Annotated in this window: 15 protein-coding genes; 4 read left to right on the top strand and 11 right to left on the bottom strand. The window is 66.2% G+C overall.

Features of this window, described 5'->3' with window-relative positions; translation table 11 throughout:
• Window positions 1-9 precede the first annotated feature (9 nt).
• From ACQ5SA_RS07300 to ACQ5SA_RS07290, 3 genes are all read right to left on the bottom strand, one after another.
• On the bottom strand, window positions 10-900 hold the full coding sequence (locus ACQ5SA_RS07300) for a hydroxypyruvate isomerase family protein (RefSeq protein ID WP_499314008.1): 891 nt from the start codon (window positions 898-900) through the stop codon (window positions 10-12).
• Window positions 901-1105: 205 nt separating this feature from the next.
• Entirely contained in the window at window positions 1106-1681 is a 576-nt protein-coding gene (locus ACQ5SA_RS07295) for a single-stranded DNA-binding protein (protein ID WP_230110125.1), read from the bottom strand.
• 195 nt (window positions 1682-1876) lie between these two features.
• Entirely contained in the window at window positions 1877-2269 is a 393-nt protein-coding gene (locus tag ACQ5SA_RS07290) for a hypothetical protein (protein WP_100551789.1), read from the bottom strand.
• Window positions 2270-2382: 113 nt separating this feature from the next.
• On the opposite strand from ACQ5SA_RS07290, the gene ACQ5SA_RS07285 reads away from it, so the two are divergent.
• Window positions 2383-3414 carry a LacI family DNA-binding transcriptional regulator gene (locus tag ACQ5SA_RS07285; RefSeq protein ID WP_251471879.1) on the top strand — a complete coding sequence of 344 codons (1032 nt, stop codon included), beginning with the start codon at window positions 2383-2385 and terminating at the stop codon, window positions 3412-3414.
• A 94-nt stretch (window positions 3415-3508) separates the two neighbouring features.
• On the opposite strand, the gene ACQ5SA_RS07280 is transcribed toward ACQ5SA_RS07285, so the two are convergent.
• Together ACQ5SA_RS07280 and ACQ5SA_RS07275 are read right to left on the bottom strand one after the other, a co-directional pair.
• The gene (locus ACQ5SA_RS07280; RefSeq protein WP_499313723.1) at window positions 3509-5563 is read right to left on the bottom strand and encodes an ATP-binding protein; all 2055 of its coding nucleotides are present in this window, start codon (window positions 5561-5563) and stop codon (window positions 3509-3511) included.
• Entirely contained in the window at window positions 5553-7049 is a 1497-nt protein-coding gene (locus tag ACQ5SA_RS07275; protein WP_230110121.1) for an ATPase domain-containing protein, read from the bottom strand. Before ACQ5SA_RS07275 ends, ACQ5SA_RS07280 begins: the two co-directional genes overlap by 11 nt.
• Window positions 7050-7360: 311 nt before the next feature.
• On the opposite strand from ACQ5SA_RS07275, the gene ACQ5SA_RS07270 reads away from it, so the two are divergent.
• The 3 genes from ACQ5SA_RS07270 to ACQ5SA_RS07260 all read left to right on the top strand — a co-directional run bounded on the left by ACQ5SA_RS07270 (window position 7361) and on the right by ACQ5SA_RS07260 (window position 12389).
• The gene (locus tag ACQ5SA_RS07270) at window positions 7361-7825 is read left to right on the top strand and encodes a GNAT family N-acetyltransferase (RefSeq protein WP_499313721.1); all 465 of its coding nucleotides are present in this window, start codon (window positions 7361-7363) and stop codon (window positions 7823-7825) included.
• A gap of 72 nt (window positions 7826-7897) precedes the next feature.
• Complete coding sequence (locus ACQ5SA_RS07265) at window positions 7898-8797, top strand: ABC transporter ATP-binding protein (protein WP_499313718.1); 900 nt, start codon at window positions 7898-7900, stop codon at window positions 8795-8797.
• 13 nt (window positions 8798-8810) lie between these two features.
• Window positions 8811-12389 carry a M1 family aminopeptidase gene (locus ACQ5SA_RS07260; RefSeq protein WP_499313715.1) on the top strand — a complete coding sequence of 1193 codons (3579 nt, stop codon included), beginning with the start codon at window positions 8811-8813 and terminating at the stop codon, window positions 12387-12389.
• 151 nt (window positions 12390-12540) lie between these two features.
• Here the strand turns inward: ACQ5SA_RS07260 and ACQ5SA_RS07255 are convergent, their stop codons facing one another.
• From ACQ5SA_RS07255 to ACQ5SA_RS07230, 6 genes are all read right to left on the bottom strand, one after another.
• Entirely contained in the window at window positions 12541-12846 is a 306-nt protein-coding gene (locus ACQ5SA_RS07255) for a hypothetical protein (protein ID WP_499313713.1), read from the bottom strand.
• Window positions 12843-13307 carry a GNAT family N-acetyltransferase gene (locus tag ACQ5SA_RS07250; protein ID WP_088101569.1) on the bottom strand — a complete coding sequence of 155 codons (465 nt, stop codon included), beginning with the start codon at window positions 13305-13307 and terminating at the stop codon, window positions 12843-12845. Before ACQ5SA_RS07250 ends, ACQ5SA_RS07255 begins: the two co-directional genes overlap by 4 nt.
• Before the next feature lie 117 nt (window positions 13308-13424).
• Window positions 13425-13811, bottom strand: a complete 387-nt coding sequence (locus tag ACQ5SA_RS07245; RefSeq protein ID WP_495211337.1) for an SseB family protein — start codon at window positions 13809-13811, stop codon at window positions 13425-13427.
• A gap of 153 nt (window positions 13812-13964) precedes the next feature.
• On the bottom strand, window positions 13965-15680 hold the full coding sequence (locus tag ACQ5SA_RS07240; protein ID WP_499313710.1) for an alpha-amylase family glycosyl hydrolase: 1716 nt from the start codon (window positions 15678-15680) through the stop codon (window positions 13965-13967).
• Window positions 15680-17167 carry an MFS transporter gene (locus ACQ5SA_RS07235; RefSeq protein ID WP_406779112.1) on the bottom strand — a complete coding sequence of 496 codons (1488 nt, stop codon included), beginning with the start codon at window positions 17165-17167 and terminating at the stop codon, window positions 15680-15682. Before ACQ5SA_RS07235 ends, ACQ5SA_RS07240 begins: the two co-directional genes overlap by 1 nt.
• Entirely contained in the window at window positions 17164-19368 is a 2205-nt protein-coding gene (locus tag ACQ5SA_RS07230; RefSeq protein WP_499313709.1) for a glucosidase family protein, read from the bottom strand. Before ACQ5SA_RS07230 ends, ACQ5SA_RS07235 begins: the two co-directional genes overlap by 4 nt.
• Window positions 19369-19520: the final 152 nt, after the last annotated feature.

Here is a 19520-nt window from a genome sequence, read left to right as displayed (position 1 = left end):
GATATCGTTTCAGACGTCGCAGAGGCGGATCGCCTCGCGCAGCGAGCCGACGGCATCAGGCGCTGCAGGCATGAATTCCTGCGCCAGATAACCATCGAAACCGGTGTCGCGGATCGCGCGACAGATGGCGGGGTAATTGAGCTCCTGCTGATCCCCGATCTCATGCCGTCCAGGCACGCCAGCGGTGTGGTAGTGCTTGAAACAGGCGTGGTGCTTGCCGATGGTGGCAATGATGTCGCCTTCCATGATCTGCATGTGATAGATGTCGTACAGCAGGCCGAAGTTGTCCGAGCCGAGCCTCTGGCACAGCTCCACGCCCCAGGCGGAGTGGTCGCACAGGTAGTCATGGTGATCGACCCTGGAGTTGAGCAGCTCCATCACCAGCACCACGCCGCGTTTCTCGGCATGCCCGAGGATGCGCTTGAGGCCCGCCTCGGCATTGGCCATGCCGTCCTGCGGATCCATGCCGTTGCGGTTGCCGGAAAAGCAGATGAGATTGCGATAGCCGGCATCGGCCACCAGATCGATGTGCCGCGTGTAGCGCTCCACCAGTTGATCGTGGAACTCGCGGCCGGCAAAGCCCTTGGTGAGGCCCAGCTCGGCGCCGTTGCACATCGAGCTATATACGCCATGGGTCTTGAGCGCGGGCCAGTCCTCCGGGCCCACCAGATCGATCGCGGCAAACCCGATGCCCTTCACCGTCTGGCAAAGCTGGGCAATCGACTGCTCAGGAAAGGTCCAGCGGGCGACGGAATGCTTCAGGTTGCCCTTGAGTGGCGCGGTGGCTGCGAACGCAGGCAGAACGACCGCTGCGCCAAGGCCAAGACTGCCGGCAACTGCGATGCGCAGCGCATCGCGCCGCGTGAGCCCCGGGCCCGGTCTGATCGAATGGATGGACATCCACTTTCCGGCCTCCCAACCGGTATCAACCGCTGACGATTTCGCCGCAATGCAATCGATTGCACCATAGGGGAGGAAATTGTTTCTTTGCAAGACGCAGTGCAAGAAAGTGGATGCTGCGGGGCACAACGTCGACAGGAATTTTCGGAAAAAGAAAAGCCCCGCATGAGCGGGGCTTTCGTTCTTCCTGCTGACAAGCGTTCGATCAGAACGGGATATCGTCGTCAGCGAAGTCATCCATCGGCGGCGCCGACTGCTGCGGCTGCTGCTGCTGCGGACGCTGCTGGCCGTAGCCGCCGCCCTGGTTGCCGCCCTGGTTGTAACCACCGCCCTGGCCGCCACGCGCGTTGCCACCGCCGCCGCCGTACTCCTGGCGTGGGGCCTGCTGGCGCTGCGGACGCTCGCCGCCGCTGAAGTTGCCACCGCCGCCGCCACCGCCGCCTTCACCGCGGCCGCCCAGCATCTGCATTTCGTCAGCGATGATGTCGGTGGAGTACTTCTCCACGCCGTCCTGGCCGGTGTACTTGTCGTAACGCAGGCTGCCTTCGACGTAAACCGAGCTGCCCTTGCGCAGGTACTCACCAGCAATTTCGCCGAGCTTGCCGAAGAACACCACGCGGTGCCACTCGGTACGCTCCTGCTGGTTGCCATCCTTGTCCTTGCGGACGCTGGTGGTGGCCAGGCTGATGCGGGTGATCGCCATACCGCCCTGGGTGTACTTCACGTCCGGGTCGTTGCCGAGGTTGCCGACCAGGATGACTTTGTTGATGCCGCGCGCCATAGATGGGTTCTTCCGTTGTCCGGGGCTGCTCCAGTGATAGCACACCCAGCGGGGTGCCGATACGCTGGACCGCCCACGGTTGAGAATGGGGGATATCGGAACGGGTCATCTTACCATTCCTGCCAGCCCCACCCCGTCGGGAAATCGCTGGATCCGCGTCGGATCCAGCCGCGATCGAGGTCCGGCAGGCGCGGCTCAGGCGCCGGCAGGCCGCGCCCGATCCAGGCCGGTGATGCGGGTGACCTCCCCCACCGCGACCACCTTCGGCCCCTCATGGCAGTGGAAGCGCAAGCCAGGCCGGATCCGTGGCCGATGGACCTGTAGCCGCAGCGTGTCATTCAGCACCGACATCCTCGCCAGCAGCATCTGGTCAACCGGCAGCGGCACATCGCAGGCCCAGCTGTCGCCGCTGGGCAGCACGAAGTCGGGCCAGATCATGAACAGCTCCAGCTCGCCAGATCGCTCGGCGTAGGCGAAATCCCAGCGGATGCCGTTCCTGGGCGGGCTGAGGCGACCGCCTTCATCAGCTCGCAGGATCCGGATGCGGGCCTCGAAGTCATCGGCAACCGGGTACAGGCGATACGTCACAGCGCAGCTCCAACGGTGATGCCACCCAGTGTGGCAGCCGGGGCCAAGCGCCGGCCAGCAGCACCGCCGTCCACCCATGGCATCATTCCCCGATCATCCCCCTTCCGGCCCTCATGACCATCAAAGGCAAAGCCACCTCCCTGGACATCGCCCACCTGGCCGGGGTCTCCCAGCCCACGGTGTCGCGGGCCCTGCGCGGCAGCCCGATGGTCAACGCCGAGACCCGCGAGCGCATCCTGCGCATCGCCCGCGAGCTGAACTACAAGGTCGACAAGAACGCCTCCAGCCTGCGCCTGCGCAATGCCGGCACCCTGGCCCTGCTGTTCTTCGAGGACCCGACCAATGACGACTCGCTGATCAACCCCTTCTTCCACTCGATGCTGGGCTCGATCACCCGTGCCTGCGCGCTGCACGGGCAGGACCTGCTGGTGTCCTTCCAGCAGCTCTCCACCGACTGGCAGGCCGATTACGAGGACAGCAACAAGGCCGATGGCATCATCCTGCTCGGCTATGGCGACTACCACGAGTCGCGCGACCGCCTGCAGCGGCTGGTCGAACAGGGTACCCACTTCGTGCGCTGGGGCGCGGCCCTGCCCGGCCAGCCGGGCGTGTCCATCGGCAGCGACAACTTCCAGGGCGGGCATGACATCACCGCCCACCTGCTGGAGCAGGGCTGCCGCCGCATCGCCTTCCTCGGCCATGCCTCCAGCCATTACCCGGAATTCGAAGAGCGCTATCGCGGCCACGTCGAAGCGCTGCGTGCGCATGGCCTGGCCGCCGACCCGGCGCTGCAGCACGATGCGATCACCACCGAGGCGTCCGGACATGAGGCCTGCCTGGCGCTGCTGGCCCAGGACCGCTCCATCGACGCGGTCTGTGCAGCCAGCGACCTGATTGCCATCGGTGCGGTGCGCGCCCTGCGCGAGCAGGGCCTGCGGGTGCCGCAGGACGTGGCGGTGACCGGCTTCGATGACATTCCGCTGGCGGCCTCGGTGTCGCCGCCACTGACCACCGTGCAGCAGGACACCAAGCAGGCCGGACAGCTGCTGGTGGAAAAGCTGCTGGCGCTGATCGGCCGGCAGCCGGTGGAAGGCCAGAGCATTCCGGTGAAGCTGGTGGTGCGCGAGTCGTCGCTACGCACCTAGCACTTTTGTAGTGCCGAGCCATGCTCGGCAACATGCGTGAGACGCTAGTCCGACGACAGCCGAGCATGAGCTCGACTCTACAGGACCTACGGCGCTATGCGCCGCCCGGCATCGCCGTGCGTACCGCCATGCTGAACTCATCCAGCAGGAAAGGCTTGGCGATCATCGCCATGCCTTCATCGAGGAAGGCCGCGCGCTCCTGCGCCTTTTCCGCATAGCCGGTCATGAACAGGATCGGCAGCGCTGGCCGCGATTGCCGCGCGATTTCCGCCAGCTGGCGGCCGTTGAGTCCCGGCAGCCCGACATCGGTGACCAGCAGGTCGATGTTCTGCGCCGACGCCAGGATCGGGATGGCTGCATCGGCATCACCCACCACCTGGGCCTGATACCCCAGGTCCTCCAGCACCACCGTCACCAGCATCCGTACCTGCTCGTCATCCTCCACCACCAGGATGGACTGACCGGCGCCCCGCCGGATCGGCTGCGAGACTGCAGGCTCGTCCTCCACCACGGCTTCCGACAACGGAATGAACAACAGCACCGTCGTGCCCTGGCCCAGATTGGACTGGATGGCGATGTGGCCACCGGACTGCTGCATGAAGCCGTACACCATCGACATGCCCAGGCCCGTTCCCTTGCCGATCGGCTTGGTGGTGAAGAAAGGCTCGAACGCACGCTCGACCACTTCCGGCGCCATGCCGGCACCGGTATCGGCCACCTCCACCATCGCGTAGTCGCCTGCGGGCACGGCCGTGTATTGACCCTCGCGAACGCTGACCGCCGATGCGCGCAGGGTCAGATCACCACCGTGCGGCATCGCATCGCGCGCGTTGATGGCCAGGTTCAACAGCGCGCTCTCGAACTGGTTGGCATCCAGCGTGGCGTGCAACGGCAGCGGTGAGGGCTCGGCGCGGATACGCACGGCCTCGCCCAGCGTGCTGTGCAGCAGGTGCTGTACCGAAACCAGCAATGTGTTGATCTCCACCGGCCGCGCATCCAACGACTGCCGCCGGGAGAACGCCAGCAGGCGCTGGGTCAGTGCCGCCGCACGCTGGGCCGAGGCGGTGGCGGTGTCGAGGAAACGTTCGAGGTCGTCGACCCGGCCCATGTCCAGGCGCAGGCGCACGATGTCCAACGCGGACAGGATGCCGGTGAGCATGTTGTTGAAGTCGTGGGCGATGCCGCCGGTCAGCTGGCCGATCGCTTCCATCTTCTGCGACTGCCGCAGTGCGGCGTCGCTGGCCTCGCGCGCCGCCATCTGCGCTTGCAGTTCACGGGTACGCTCGGCCACCATCGCCTCCAGCGCGTGCGCGTGCTGTTGGCTGCTGGCAAGCGCCAGCTTGGCGGCAGTGATATCGGTGATGAACACATGGAAGCCGTCGATGCGACCATCAGCATTACGGCGCGGCGAGTAACGCACTTCGCAGTCCCGACGTCCGTGTACGCGATGTGGCCAGACGATTTCGAACACCGCCTCGCGGCCGGCCAATGCGGCTTCCATCGCCGGCCGACGCTGCTGCCACACCGCTTCGCCGATGACCTCGCGCACATGCCTGCCGATCACGTCGCCGGTGGCCAGTTCAAACCAGCTTTCGTAGGCCTTGTTGGCGAAGCGGAAACACAGCGCGCGATCGACGAACGCGATCAGCACCGGCATCGCGTCGGCGATCAGGCGCAGTTCGGACTCGCTGCGTGCCAGCGCCGCGCGGCCATCAGCCAATGCGGTGACCTGGTCGCGCACCACGAACTGCTTCGCGCGTGCACGCAGCGCACCCTGCACTGCGCTGAGCAGCGACATGCTGCCCAGCGGCCGGTCCATCTCCACCACGTTGATCGAGCCGGGCAGCAGCGGTTCGCGGGTGGAACGCCGATAGGAACGCGCCGAGCGCAGCAGGATGAACGGAATGTCCGACCAGGCCGGCTGCAGCTGCAGCGCCTGCTGTAATACATCGCTGCCGCGTGCCACCGCTTCCTGGGTCACCACCACCAGCCCGGTGCAGTCATCGAGCTGGCTGGCCAATACCTCCAGATCGGGTGCGATGTGTGTTTTCAAACCCGCGCTGGCCAGCACCGCAGCGATGCTGTCGGCATCGCGACCGAAGGGAGCTACGATGCGGACAACTGTGCCGCCATCATCGCTATCGGACATCGGACTGGCCCAGCAGCGCCGCGCTGTCGCCGACGAATTCGGGCGTGCCGGTGAGGATGCCCTGGAAGTCAGCCAATGCGGCGCTGACCGTGATGCCGCGGCCGTCGATCTTCAGTTCGCGGATGGTGTCTTCGTGCGCACCGCCGCGGTTCTTGATCACCGAGATTGCTTTGCGGATGCGTCCCTTCGCCTCGAAGAAGCGGAACAGCACCACTGCATCAGCGATGTAGGACACGTTGAGGCTGCCGGTGGACATGGTGCCGACCAGCCCGTGCTGCGGGTTGATCAGGAAGGTCGCCACGCCCTTCTGGTTCAGATAGGACAGCATCTCGTGCAGCTGCAGCATCAGCTGCTTTTCCTGCGGCATGGCGGTCACATAGCCGTTGAGGCTGTCGATCACCAGCACGCTGCAGTTGCGCTCTTCCACGGCCTTGCGCAGGTTCCAGGAGAATTCACCCGGCGACACTTCGGCCGGGTCCATCTGCAGGATCTCCAGCAGACCCGACTGCAGGTGCTTGTCCAGGTCGATATCCAGCGCGGAAGCGCGCGCCAGCAACGTGCCGACCCGCTCGTCGAATTCGAAGATACAGCTGCGCTCACCGCGCTCGCAGGCCGCCCACACGTACTGCAGTGCCACGTTGGTCTTGCCGCTGCCGGCCGGGCCGGTCAGCAGCGTGGAGGTGCCTCGCAGCGGCCCACCACCCAACAGCCGGTCGATCTCCGCTACCCCGCTGCTGATGGGCGTTCCGACGAACCGGCCATGATGCTCGGAGGCGATCAGGCGCGGGAAGATCTGCACCCCACCACTACGGATCACCATGTCGTGGTAACCGGCAACGAAATCGACACCCCGCAGCTTCTGCACCTGCATCCGGCGGCGGGCCGGGCCAAAGTCCAGAGTAAGACGTTCCAGCGACAGCACACCGTGGCACAGGCTGTGCAGCTGGCCATCGCGTTCATCGCCGGTGGACGTCAGGTCATCCACCAGGATCACCGTGGCACTCTTGGGCGCGAAGAACTGCTTGAGCGCGAGGATCTGCCGGCGATAGCGCAGCGAATCCTGGGCCAGCAGGCGCAGTTCGGACAGCGAGTCGAACACCACGCGGGTCGGCCCGACGCTGTCCACCTTCGACATGATCAGATTGACCGTCTCGTCCAGCTCCATTTCCCACGAGTGCAGCACCGACTGCAGGCGGCCATTGCCCATGGCCCCCTCGGCCGAGCCCAGCTCGAACAGGTGCAGGCCATCCAGTGACCAGCCATGGGCAGCGGCGACTTCGCGCAGTTCCTCGGCCGTTTCCGAGAGCGTGATGTACAGGCAGCGTTCGCCGCGTTGCAGCCCCTCCAGCAGGAACTGCAGCGACAAGGTGGTCTTGCCGGAGCCGGGCGGGCCTTCCAACAGGTACAGGCGCGCCTGCGGCAACCCGCCGCCCAGAATGCTGTCCAGCCCCTCTACTCCGGTTACGATCCGCATGTGCGCCTGCATGGCAATGACAAAAGAGGGTCAGAGCCTAGCGACGCCGCTGTGGACGGATTGTGTGATCCAGCGCACCAACGCCAACGCATTCAGGAATATTTCACGGCCGTCGCTTCAATGCGCTGGCGATCCGCAGTTCCGCTATGCGGGCGCAGTTCGCGCAGCACTCCCTCCCGCCAGGAGAAGGCCTTTGTCCTCCGCCAGCAGTTCCCACACCGCACCGGTGACGGCGGCGAACGGCGTGCTGCACCTGGGCTGAGGCCCACGCCCTGCCCTCGCACCGGCAATGCCCTTCCGGGCAACTCCCTGTCGAGGTTCCCATGCTCATTCCCGCGTCCGCACACGACGTGCGCGCTCTGCTGTCCCGCACCGATATCGCTGAAGACGCTGTCGCGCCACCCGAAGTGATCGCCATGCTGGCCGACCTCACCGCCGCCATCGAGGCGCAGTTTGCTCCGGCCGCATGGCGGATCGTCGAGGCGGCACGCACGGTGGGCCTGCTGTCGCTGACCTGCGCGCCGCAGGCCGGTGTTCTCACCCTCGGCTATGGCATCGCTCCGGCCCACCAGGGACGTGGCCTGGCCGGCGCCGCGCTGGCCGAGTTCGTGCAATGGGCGTGGACGGAGCCACGCATCCACGTGCTGACGGCCGAAACGGCGGTGGACAACCTGCCCTCGCAGGCGGTGCTGCGCCGGAACGGTTTCTGCGTGGTCGGCCAGCGCGTGGATGCCGAGGACGGCGTGCTGCTGTGCTGGCAGCTGGACCGCTGGCCAAAGGCACCATGACCAAAGGGGCATGACGCCGCCCCCGTTCAGCGCGATAAACAGCAGATCAACACACGGAAAGGTGTACGTCGCATGCTGAAGATCGATTCGCTGTCCAAGACGTACGCCAACGGCGTGCATGCGTTGAACGGGGTCACCCTGGATATTCCCCGCGGCATGTTCGGCCTGCTCGGGCCCAACGGCGCGGGGAAATCCTCGCTGATGCGCACCCTGGCCACCCTGCAGGAGGCCGACAGCGGCAGTGCCACCCTGAGCATTCCCGGTGAATCACCCATCGACGTGCTGCGCGACAAGGACGCCGTGCGCCGCCGCCTGGGCTACCTGCCGCAGGATTTCGGGGTCTATCCAAAGGTCAGCGCGCTGGATCTACTGGAGCACTTCGCCGTGCTGAAGGGCCTGACCCAGCGTGGCCAGCGTCGCGAGGTGGTCGATGGCCTGCTGCAGCAGGTGAACCTGTGGGATGCACGCAAGCGCAAGCTGGGCACCTACTCCGGCGGCATGCGCCAGCGCTTCGGCATCGCCCAGGCGCTGCTGGGCGACCCGCGCCTGGTGATCGTCGACGAACCTACCGCCGGGCTCGACCCGGAAGAGCGCAACCGCTTCCTCAACCTGCTGGCGGCCATCGGCGAGAACGTGGCGGTGATCCTGTCCACCCACATCGTCGAGGACGTGACCGACCTGTGCCCGACCATGGCGATCATGAACAAGGGTCAGGTGCTGCTGACCGGGCGCCCCACCGACGCGATCGAGGCGTTGCAGCAGCAGGTCTGGCGCAAGCAGGTGGACCCGTCCGAACTGGCCGACCACGAGGCGCGCTACACGGTGCTGTCCTCGCGCCTGGTGGGTGGCCGTCCGGTCATCCACGTGCACAGTGCCAGCGACCCGGGTGACGGCTTCGCGCCGGTCGCACCCGATCTCGAGGATGTGTACTTCCAGCGCCTGCGCCTGCAGGCGCGTGCCTGCGCAGCCTGAGCGGAGCACATCGATGATTCTCACCTTCTTCCGCTTCGAGCTGCGCGAGCAGCTGCGTTCGCCACTGCTGTGGCTGCTGGCTTTCCTGTTCGCTGCGCTGGCCTTCGCTGCCGCCTCCTCCGAAGCCGTACAGATCGGCGGCGGCGTCAACAACGTGCACAGCAATGCCCCGATCGTCATCGCGCGCTTCATGGGCATCTTCACCATGATGGGCATGCTGGTGTCGACGATGTTCGTCAGCAACGCGCTGCTGCGCGACTTCGAACTTGGCACCGCCGAGCTGATCTTCGCAAGCCCGATCAAGCGCCGCGACTACCTGGCCGGACGTATCCTGGCAGCGATCTGCGCCAGCCTGGTGGTCTACCTGATCATCGCGTTGGGCATTTTCCTGGGGCCGTTCATGCCCTGGGTGGACAAGGCGCGCGTCGGCCCGGTTTCGCTGGCCAGCTACGCCTGGACCTTCACCTGGATCGTGCTGCCCAACGTGCTGTTCACCACGGCCCTGCTCTCGCTGCTGGCGGCGCTGACGCGCTCGATCCTGTGGGTCTACATCGGCCTGGTCGGCTACTTCGTGCTGTATGGCGTGAGTGCCTCGCTGCTGAGCGATATCGACAACGTCTGGATCGCCACGCTGACCGAGCCACTGGGCATGCGCGCGCTGGGCCGCGCGGTGCGCTACTGGGCGGCCGAGCAGAGCAACACCCGCCTGCCCGAGGTGGCGGGCTACCTGTTGGCCAACCGTGCCCTGTGGCTGGGCGTGGCCGCCGTACTGTTCGCCGCCACGTTCGCTCTGTTCCGCACCGAGCGTACCGGCAGTGGGCGCAGGCGTTGGGGCCGTCGCCAGGCCTTGGCAAGTGCCGATGCGCCCCGGCCGGCACCGATCGCCGCTCCGCGGGTGCGCCCCCGCTTCAGCGCAGCAACCGGCTGGCACCAGTTCGTGCGCCAGGTGCGCTTTGACACCCTCGGTGTCCTGCGCGGGGTGCCGTTCATCGTGCTGCTGGTGCTGGGCCTGGCCAACTTCATCCCCGGCGCGCTGCACCAGAGCGCGATCTACGGCACGCCGATCTGGCCGGTCACCAGCGAAATGCTGACGGCGCTGCAGGGGGCTTACAGCTGGCTGCTGGTGATCATCGTGCTGTTCTATTCCGGCGAACTGGTCTGGAAGGAGCGCGCGGTCCGCTTGAACGAAGTCAACGACGCCATGCCCGTACCCAACTGGGTACCGCTGCTGGCCCGGCTGACCACGCTGGTGGTGATCGTCGCCTGCTTCCAGGCCATCGGTGCCGTGGTGTCGATGGCGATGCAGCTGGCGCAGGGCTATACCCACCTGGAACCGCTGCTGTACCTGAAGGCGCTGACCCTCGGTTCGGTGTTCTACGTATTGATGGGCGGCATGGCGCTGGTGCTGCAGGTCCTGACCAACAACAAGTTCTTCGGCTACGCGCTGTTGATCGTGGTGATGATCGCGCAGGTCGCGCTGGGCCTGCTGGACTTCACCCAGAACCTGTACAACTTCGGCAACTGGCCCAACGCCCCGTATTCGGACATGAACGGCTACGGCCACTTCCTGCCCGGGCAGCTGGTTTTCCAAGCCTACTGGGGCCTGCTGCTGGCCGCACTGCTGTTCCTCGCGTCCGCGTTCTGGGTGCGCGGCGTCGGCGCCAGTGCGCGGGATCGGTTGAAGCTGGCGGCACATCGCCTGCGCGGCCCGGCCGGCGCGGGGTTTGCCGTATCCCTGCTCGGCTTCGTTGCACTGGGCGGCTGGCTGTACTGGAGCACCAACATCCGTAACGAATTCCTGTCTCCCGACCAGCAGCGTGACCTGCAGGTGCGCTACGAGCGTGAGCTGTCGAAGTACAGGAACCTGCCGCAACCCCGCATCATCGCCGTCGACAACCGCGTGGACCTGCACCCGGAAACCCAGTCGATGGTCATCGATGCCGACTGGACGGTGCGCAACACCCACCCTGCCCCGATCAGTGACATCCACATCGCGATGGGCGATGACCGCACGCTGGTCAAGGTAGACCTGGGCGGGCAGACCCTGGCCTTCCACGATGTCGACCTGGGTTACCGCATCTACCGCCTGGCCACGCCGCTGCAGCCCGGCGAGCAGCGCCAGGTGCATTTCCGCGTCGAACAACAACCCAAGGGCATCACCGCCGGCCAAGCACCCAGCAACATCGTGGACAACGGCGCGTTCTTCAACAGCACCCTGCTGCCGTCATTCGGCTACGACCCGGGCAGCGAGCTGGAGGACCGCAACGAGCGGCGCAAGCGCGGGCTGGGTGAGCCGACCCGCATGCCGAAGCTGGAGGATGAAGCGGCACGCGCCAACACCTACATCTCCAACGACGCCGACTGGCTGGACTTCCGTACCACCATCTGCACCGCACCGGACCAGGTTGCGCTGGCCCCAGGCTATCTGCGGCACGAGACGACGGTGAACGGCCGCCGCTGCTTCAGCTATGCGATGGACCGGCCCATGCTCAACTTCTACGCCTATCTGTCGGCGCGCTGGCAGGTGAAGAAGGGCATGTACAAGGACATCCCGATCGAGGTGTACTTCGACCCGGCCCATGCCTACAACGTGGACCGCATGATCGAGGCAGTGCAGAAGTCGCTGGCCTATTACGAGGCGAACTTCACCCCCTACCAGCACCGTCAGGTGCGCATCATCGAGTTCCCCGGCTACCAGAGCTTTGCCCAGTCCTTCGCCAACACCATCCCCTACTCCGAGTCGATCGGTTTCATCGCCGACCTTCGCGATCCGGACAAGGTGGACTACGTGTTCTACGTCACCGCGCACGAGATCGCCCACCAGTGGTGGGCACACCAGGTGATCGGCGCCAACATGCAGGGCGCCACGGTGTTGTCCGAATCGCTGGCCCAGTACTCGGCGCTGATGGTGATGGAGCAGGAGTACGGCCGTGCGCACATGCGCCAGTTCCTGAAGACCGAACTGGACCGTTACCTGGCCGGCCGTGGCGGCGAGCGCATCGAGGAACTGCCGCTGGAGCGGGTGGAGAACCAGCAGTACATCCACTACCGCAAGGGTTCGCTGGTGTTCTACCGCCTGCGTGAGGAAATCGGCGAACAGGCGCTGAACCGCGCCCTGCAGCGCTTCCTGCAGGACAAGGGCTACCAGCAGCCGCCGTACACCACCTCGCGGGAGCTGCTGGACTACCTGCGTGCGGAGACCCCGGCCGACCGACAGCAGCTGCTGACCGATCTGTTCGAGAAGATCACGCTGTACGACAACCGGCTGGAGACCGCCAGCGCGCGCAAGCGTGCCGATGGCCGCTACGACGTCACCCTGAAGCTGCACGCCGCCAAGGTCCATGCCGATGGCCAGGGCAAGGAAACGCCGGCCGCGCTGGACGACTGGGTCGAGATCGGCGTGTTCGCCAACGGTCCCTCGGGCAAGGAACGCGACCAGAAGGTGGTGTACCTGCAGCGCCATCACATCACCACGGCAGCGCCGACGATCACGGTGACGGTGGATGCCAAGCCGGACGAGGCCGGTTTCGATCCGTACAACAAGCTGATCGACCGGGTGAGCGAAGACAACCGGCGCAAGGTGACGATGTGATGTGGCGGTGCCGGCCTTCGGGCCGGCACCGACCTCCTACGGCATCCACGCATGGCGCGGATCTACGGGGATGCATCCACGCATGGCGTGGATCTACTGGAATGCATCCATGCGCGGCGTGGATGCCGTACTGCCCGGTTGACGCCCTGGGCTACGCTGCGGGGCCCTGCGAACCGGCCTTCGGCCCCAGCACCGCCAGCAGCACGTAGATCACGATCGACGCTACGGTGCCGAGTGCAGCCAGCAACATGAAGGCAAACTCCGGACGGCCCTGCAGCCCTGCCCAAACGCCCAGATGCCAGGCCGCGCCAAGATTGATCAGCCAGGCGATGACGAACACCGGCCACTGCACGATGCCGACCGCGCTCAGCAATGGCGCGGCGATGAGGGCTGCGACGATGGCGCCGATCAGGAAGACCAGGGCAAGACGGGAATGGCGGGCCGAGGCGGTGCTCATGCGCTCAACCCGCGGACCATCACCAGCACCGGGAAGCCACGCGTGTTGGACTCGACGACGGGCTTCCACCCCAATCGCGCATACAGACCACCGTCCAGCGACTCGGTCTGCAGGTAGAGCTGCGATATGCCCATCGACCGGGCGTGCTTCACTGCGCGTTCGACAAGCGTGCTGGCCAACCCTCGTCCGCGTTGGCTGTCGGCCACATACACACTTCCCAGCCAGTGCTCATACTCGGGAAAACCGGGCATCTCACCGCGCTTGAGCTGCGCGGCGCCGACCACCTGCCCATCGTCGATTGCCGCCAGCAGATGCGGGAATCCCTGCGCGTCCTTGGGCTTGCGCAGCCGCAGACGCTCATCTTCCAGAGTGAAGCCTGCATCCTTTCCCCACTGCGCGTGATACCACTGCGCCAGCTGCTCGCACTCCGGCGCCGCTGGCGCCAGCATCCTGAACTCCATGGGTAACCTCGCTGTCCTGATCGTCCTTCAGGAAAGCATGCTTCACGTCTGCAGTCACTGCAAATTGTTGCAATCAACCAAGCCGTGCATGGGATCGGCTCCGCGGCGATCTGCACCTCAGCCCTGCGCGAAGTCCTTCAGGATCTCGCCGACGCCGCTGGGCGAGATCTCGAAGCCCAGCGTAGTACCCGGGTTGATCACCACGCCGTAGCCGCCCGGCACGCGGCGCAGCACGTCCAGCATCAGCCAGCGGACCTGATGCTCGGCCTGCTGGCTGTAGATGCCCACCCGCGCCGGATCGGTGAACACGGCCACGTGCAGGGTGCCCTGCTTGTCGAACAGCAGCGGATCGAAGCCACTCCCATCGGGCGTGACCAGGCTGCCCGTCAGCAGCACCACCTGGGAAGCAACGAAGGCCTCCATGAATGCCCGGATCGGCACTGTTCCATCCATCGCGGCCTTGAGCAGGGTTTCGATCGGGGTCTGCGGGGCAAGGTTGGTCATGGCAGTACAGGCGCGGCATCAGGGGATGCCTATTGTGCCGGATGCCGCCTCACCGGGTAGTGCCGGCCGCTGGCCGGCAACTGCATTGGCTCCAACGACACGGAGGTTGCCGGCCAGCGGCCAGCATCACCGTTTGCGAGGCCCCGTGGGCGGTCAGCGCTTCAGTCGCTGATCGCGCGCCTGCTGGTCGGCCACGGCCTTGTCCAGTTCGGCCTGCAGGGCCGGCTGCTGCACGTCCGCATCCAGCACAAACACCTTCACCCCGTGCGCCGGCACCTCCGCCTTCAGGCTGCCCTTCACCGTCACCTGGCCGCCGTCCAGCGCGTCGCGCCAGAGGCCGGACTGCAGGTAGCGGTCCACGCTGAAGGTCTTCGCGGCATCGGCCTTGTTCAGCAGCACCAGCGCGGTCTGCGCCACGTCGCCGTGCTGCAGCACGCGGAAGAACACCGCTTCATCGCCCTGCAGACGTTCGTTCACCTGCAGGCCGCGCTGCAACGCAGGCGTACTCTCGCGCAGCTTGGCGATGCGCTGCAGCGGGGCGAAGATCGGGCTCTGCGGGGCTGCATCCACCCGCGGCTGGCCGAAGTAGGCACGGTTGCCGGCGTGCTCGGCGCGGCCGCGCATGAAGCCGGTTTCCGATCCGTAATAGACCACCGGAATACCACGTGCGGTGAACAGCCAGTTATGCGCGTCGATGAAGCCGTTGTCGTTGGCCTGCAGACGCGGCATGTCGTGGTTGTCGTAGAAGCTCATCAGCTCGTACGGGTTGGCGTACGGGCCACCGGTCAGGTGCAGCGGCTCAGCCAGCGTTTCAAAGCCCTTGCCGGCGCTGCCGAAGGCCTGCTCCAGCGCGCCGCGCAGCGGGAAGTCGAGCACGCTGACATTGGCGTTGGCCGGCCAGGTGTGTTCGGCGATGCTGGCGGCGTTGTAGTCGAACGCTTCGCCGAACATGAACATGCCCGGGTGCTGCGCGCGGATGCGGTTGACGAACTCGTGCCACCACGGATGCGGCAGCCAGCCGATGGTATCGATGCGCAGCGCGTCCACGCCCTGCGCGGTCCACTGCAGGTAGGCCCCCACCAGGTAGTCCATCACCGCCGGGTTGTCCTGGTTGAAGTCGCTCAGCTCCGCCAGGTTGCCATCGAAGATCGAGCCGTCCTTGCTGTCGACTGGGCCGATGTTGTTGTAGAACGCGTGCAGCGGATTGTGCTTCGGGTCCAGCTTCTGTGGCGGCAGGTTCTGGTGGTCGGCAATCAGCCTCCCGTCCTTGTCGAAGATCTGGCCGAACTGCGGCTGCCGCTTGGGCATGGTCCAGGCCGGCGAACCATGGTTGCCGACGATGTCCAGCACCACCTTCAGGCCAGCGCCGTGCAGGCCCTTGGTCAACCCTGCAAAGTCCAGGTCCTTGCTTGGCAGGTGTTCGTCAAGTTTGTAGAAGTTGATGCCCCAATAGCCGTGGTAGCCGGTCTTGCCACGGTCGGTCAGGGTACTGGTGCAGCTGATCGGCTTGCTGCCGGTGAAGGCTTCATCCGGGTTGTCGACGATGGGCGTGATCCACACCGCGCCGAAGCCGAGGTTGCGGATGTAGTCGGCATTGTCGAGCACGCCGCGGAAATCGCCACCGAGATAACCGATGTTGCCGTCCACCTTGTCCGGGCACGGCACCGGGATATCGAACGTGCGGCGCTTGCCGCCCTGGTCGCGGTGATCGTTGGACGGATCGCCGTTGACGAAGCGGTCGGTGACTACGAAGTACACCGCGTCGCCGGCGAACGGTTCGGTGGTGCCGACATAGGCAGGGCGTGGCGCAGCCGCAGCGTGGCCAGCGAACAGCACAAGGGATACAGCAACAGACAAGACACCACGCATCACACCACCTCCGGACGGGACGGAACCCGCAACACGCACAGACCCGCAATCAACAGACTGCAGCCACCCAGCACCAGTACATGCATCGGCTGGCCTCCCAGCCATGCGCGCAGGGCGAAACCGAGCGCGCTGGCCGCGACCAGCTGCGGGATCACGATGAAGAAATTGAAGATGCCCATGTACACGCCCATCTTCGCCGCCGGAACGCTGTCCGACAGCAGCGCATAGGGCAATGAAAGGATCGAGGCCCAGGCAAAACCCACGCCGACCATCGACAGCAGCAGCCACTGCGGATCGTCGATGAACATCATCGAGATCAGCCCTGCCCCGCCCAGCCACAGGTTGACCAGGTGGCTCCAACGCAGGCCGATCGCCCGCACCATCGGTGGGATCAGCAGCGCGGCCAGTGCGGCGAAGCCGTTGTAGGCACCGAACAGCACGCCCACCCAGTTGGCGCCTTCGTTGTAGGCCGCCGATTCGACGTCGGTGGAGCCGAAGTGCATGCCGGCCACTGCACGCGTGGTGAAGATCCACATCGCGAACAGGGCGAACCACGAGAAGAACTGCACCCAGGCCAGCCGGCGCATGGTGATCGGCATCGCACGCAGGTCGCCGACGATGGCGGCCAGCATGTGCGTGCCCGGCAGTACCCGTGCCGCCGCCAGCAGTGCACCGTAGCCCGCGCACAGGCCGGCCAGCACATACAGCATCTTGTCGCCCTGGCGCCACGCGATCAGCGCCGCCAGCAGCACGCCGAGCCCCAGCCACAGCGCAACCTGCGCCCACGGCGCAGGGCCGGTGACCGCAGTGCCGGCGTGGTGCGCCGGTGGTTCGGCGTCATCGAAGCTGGCCAGCTCGTCGGGCGAATACTCACGTGTGCTGACCACCGTCCAGGTGATCGCCGCCAGCAGCACCACCGCGCCGAAGTAGAACGCATAGCGCACAGTGTCGGGCACCTCGCCCGCCGCTGCCGTGTTGGCAACGCCGAAGTGGGCCAGGATGAAGGGCAGGAAGCTGGCAACGATGGCACCGATGCCGATGAAGAAGCTCTGCATCGCATAGCCAGCCGGGCGCTGCCGCGGTGCCAGCTGGTCGCCGACGAAGGCGCGGAACGGCTCCATCGACACGTTGATCGAGGCATCCAGCACCCACAGCGTGCCGGCCGCGATCCACAGCGTTGGCGAGTTCGGCATCACCAGCAGGGCCAGCGTGGTCAGCACCGCGCCGATCATGAAGAACGGGCGGCGCCGTCCCCAGCGCGTCCAGGTGCGGTCGGACAGGTAGCCGATCACCGGCTGCACCAGCAGACCGGTCAGCGGTGCGGCGATCCACAGCCCCGGCACCGCCTCCATGTCCGCACCCAGCGTTTCGAAGATGCGGCTGGCGTTGGCGTTCTGCAGGGCAAAGCCGAACTGAATGCCAAGGAAGCCGAAGCACATGTTCCAGATCTGCCAGAACGACAACTGCGGCTTTGCAGGACGACTCATCGTGCGTCCTCTGCTGCCGCCACCGGCGCGACCTTCAGCGCCTGCACCTGGGCCTGGTTGAGCACGCCGTCGCGCCCGCCCTTGCCGCCGGTGTAGTGCGCGAAGTGCTGCAGCGCGCTCATGTTGAAGCCCTCTTCCAGGGTGACCGTGCAGCGCCCCTTGGGCACCGCGAAGGTTGCGGCGGTCGAGTCCTGCGCCGCCACGCTGTGCGGCAGCGTCACCGTGTGCCGCTGGAGCGGCTGGCCCTTGCACTGCACGGCCAGCTGTTTCACCGCCGCAGTCACACCGGTGTTGATCGGGCCGTTCGAGTTGGTGTACTGCAGGCGCAGGCGCACGTGGCCCGCCTTGGCGGCGTTGAACTGCCACTGCCGGCTGCCACGCAGCACCTGCTGCGGACCGACGCAGACCATCGGGCTGTGCAGTGATTCCAGCCCACCTTCGCGACGGGTCAGGCTCAGGCAGTGCTGCAGGCCATCATCGCCGACGCGCACCTGGCCCTTGCTGACAGTGGCCACGACACCGTCCTGCCACAGCACCTGTCCGGCGGCGACTGCGACGGTCCAGCCCTTGCCACTGCGCTTTGCCTGCGGCGCCAGCGGCGTGGCCGGCGCACGTGCATTGGCATCGGCGCGCGGCACATCACGGTTCGCCGCTGCCGGCGCGGCGACCAGCTGCACGGTCGTCGTGGCGCCGCGCGTGCGCGTCTTGCCCGCGACCAGCAAGCCAGCGCCCACCTGCTTCGGGCGCTCCAGCACATAGCGCTTGCCGCCCGACTCGAGACTGATCCGCTTCTGCTTTCCGAACAGCTCCGGCACCAGCTCGGCCGGCAGCTTGGGCTGCACGCGACCGTCGTCCTGCACGCCGAACACGCCCTCGGTCACCATCGACAGATAGCCGGCCACCGACCACAACTGGCGCTCGGAGTTGACCACCGGACCACTCAAGGCACCTTCGTCCACGTGCACAGCCTGGGTGACCAGCTCGTAGTTCTCCATGTTGGATCCAGCCAACGCCGCCCCCTGCATCAACGAGCGGATCTCGGCGGCAATGCGCGGCGCATCGTCCACCTTGCGCGCCGCGCGCAGCGAGTACGCGCTGACGAACGGCCAGATCGCGCGGTTGTGGTAGATCGGCTGCTGCGCCTCCTGCGGCCATACCACCGGACTGCCGGCAGCACCCATCGGATAGCCCGCCAGCGCACGGCGCGCGCGCTCAGCAGGCAGCACGTCGGCGAGGATGCCCAGCGACAGGCCGAGCAGATCGATCTTGGCGTACGGCACCGGATGCGCCGCTTCGCCGATGTAACTCATGTACTGGCCCATGTCTTCGCGCCAGAACCGTGTGTCGATCTGCACCGCCAGTGCGTCGGCCCAGCCCTTGTACTGTTCGCTGCGTTCGTCGCCCAGCTGCGCGGCCATCTGCTGCGCCAAGCGCAGTGCCTGGTAATGCAGCACGTTGGTGGACAGTGCGTAGGAGTCGCCGATGAAGCGCACGTCCTCGCGTGTCCAGTCCGGATAGGTCTGCTCGCGCCAATCGAGGAACGAGGTCTCACCGCGATACAGGCCCATCTGCGCGTCGAACACCATCGCTCGATCCTGCGCCAGCGTGCCCTGCAGCGCCTGCCAGACCTGCTCGGCAAACGCAGGGTCATCGACCAGGTGGCGTGCGGCCAGGAACCACACCACGCGGTCGCTGCTGATCGGCCAGCTGCCGCCGGAGCCGGTGTCCTGGGCCACGAACAGGCCAGGCGTATGCCCGTCGCGCGCCGCCGACAACTTGAACTGCAGTGACTGCCGGGTACGCTTCGGGTCCAGCTTGGCCAGCGCCAGGTCGGCAGCAAAGCTGACGTCGCGCGTCCACACGTACGGCCAGCGCGCGCCGGTCTGGAAGCACTCGCACGGCACCGGACGGCCTTCGTCGAAGGCCGGATCACGGATGGCATCCACCCGGTCCTGGTCCATTTCCTGCTGGGCCAGTGCGAACAGCGCGTCGAACATCACGCTGCCGGTCTGGCTGCGCATGGGCGCGGCGGCGATGCGCACCTCGCCGCGCCCTTCCGGTGTGCGCGTATGCAGGACGAAGCTGCCCTTGGCAGCGGCTTCGGCGCGCGCCTGGCGGCCGTCGAATGTCAGGTCGGCCGCGTGCGCGGTCGTCCCCAGCGCTGCCCCCAGGGCAGCGGTCAGGCAAATGATCTTCAGCATCGAAGCGGCAGACCGGCTTGCGCCCGTCGACCTCCCTCCCTCTCTGCACCGTTGTGGGTCCGCACTGCCGTTGCCGGCGTGCGGGCGCGGCACCTCCCTCAAGGTGCCTTGGCCCCATGGTAGACGCGGGGCTGTCGGCTGCGTCCAGCTGC

The sequence above is a fragment of the Stenotrophomonas indicatrix genome (assembly GCF_050573115.1).
In the GTDB taxonomy this organism is placed as follows: Bacteria; Pseudomonadota; Gammaproteobacteria; order Xanthomonadales; family Xanthomonadaceae; genus Stenotrophomonas; species Stenotrophomonas lactitubi_A.
Note: the sequence above shows the minus strand (reverse complement) of the source record. Positions and strands in the feature narration are given on the sequence as shown.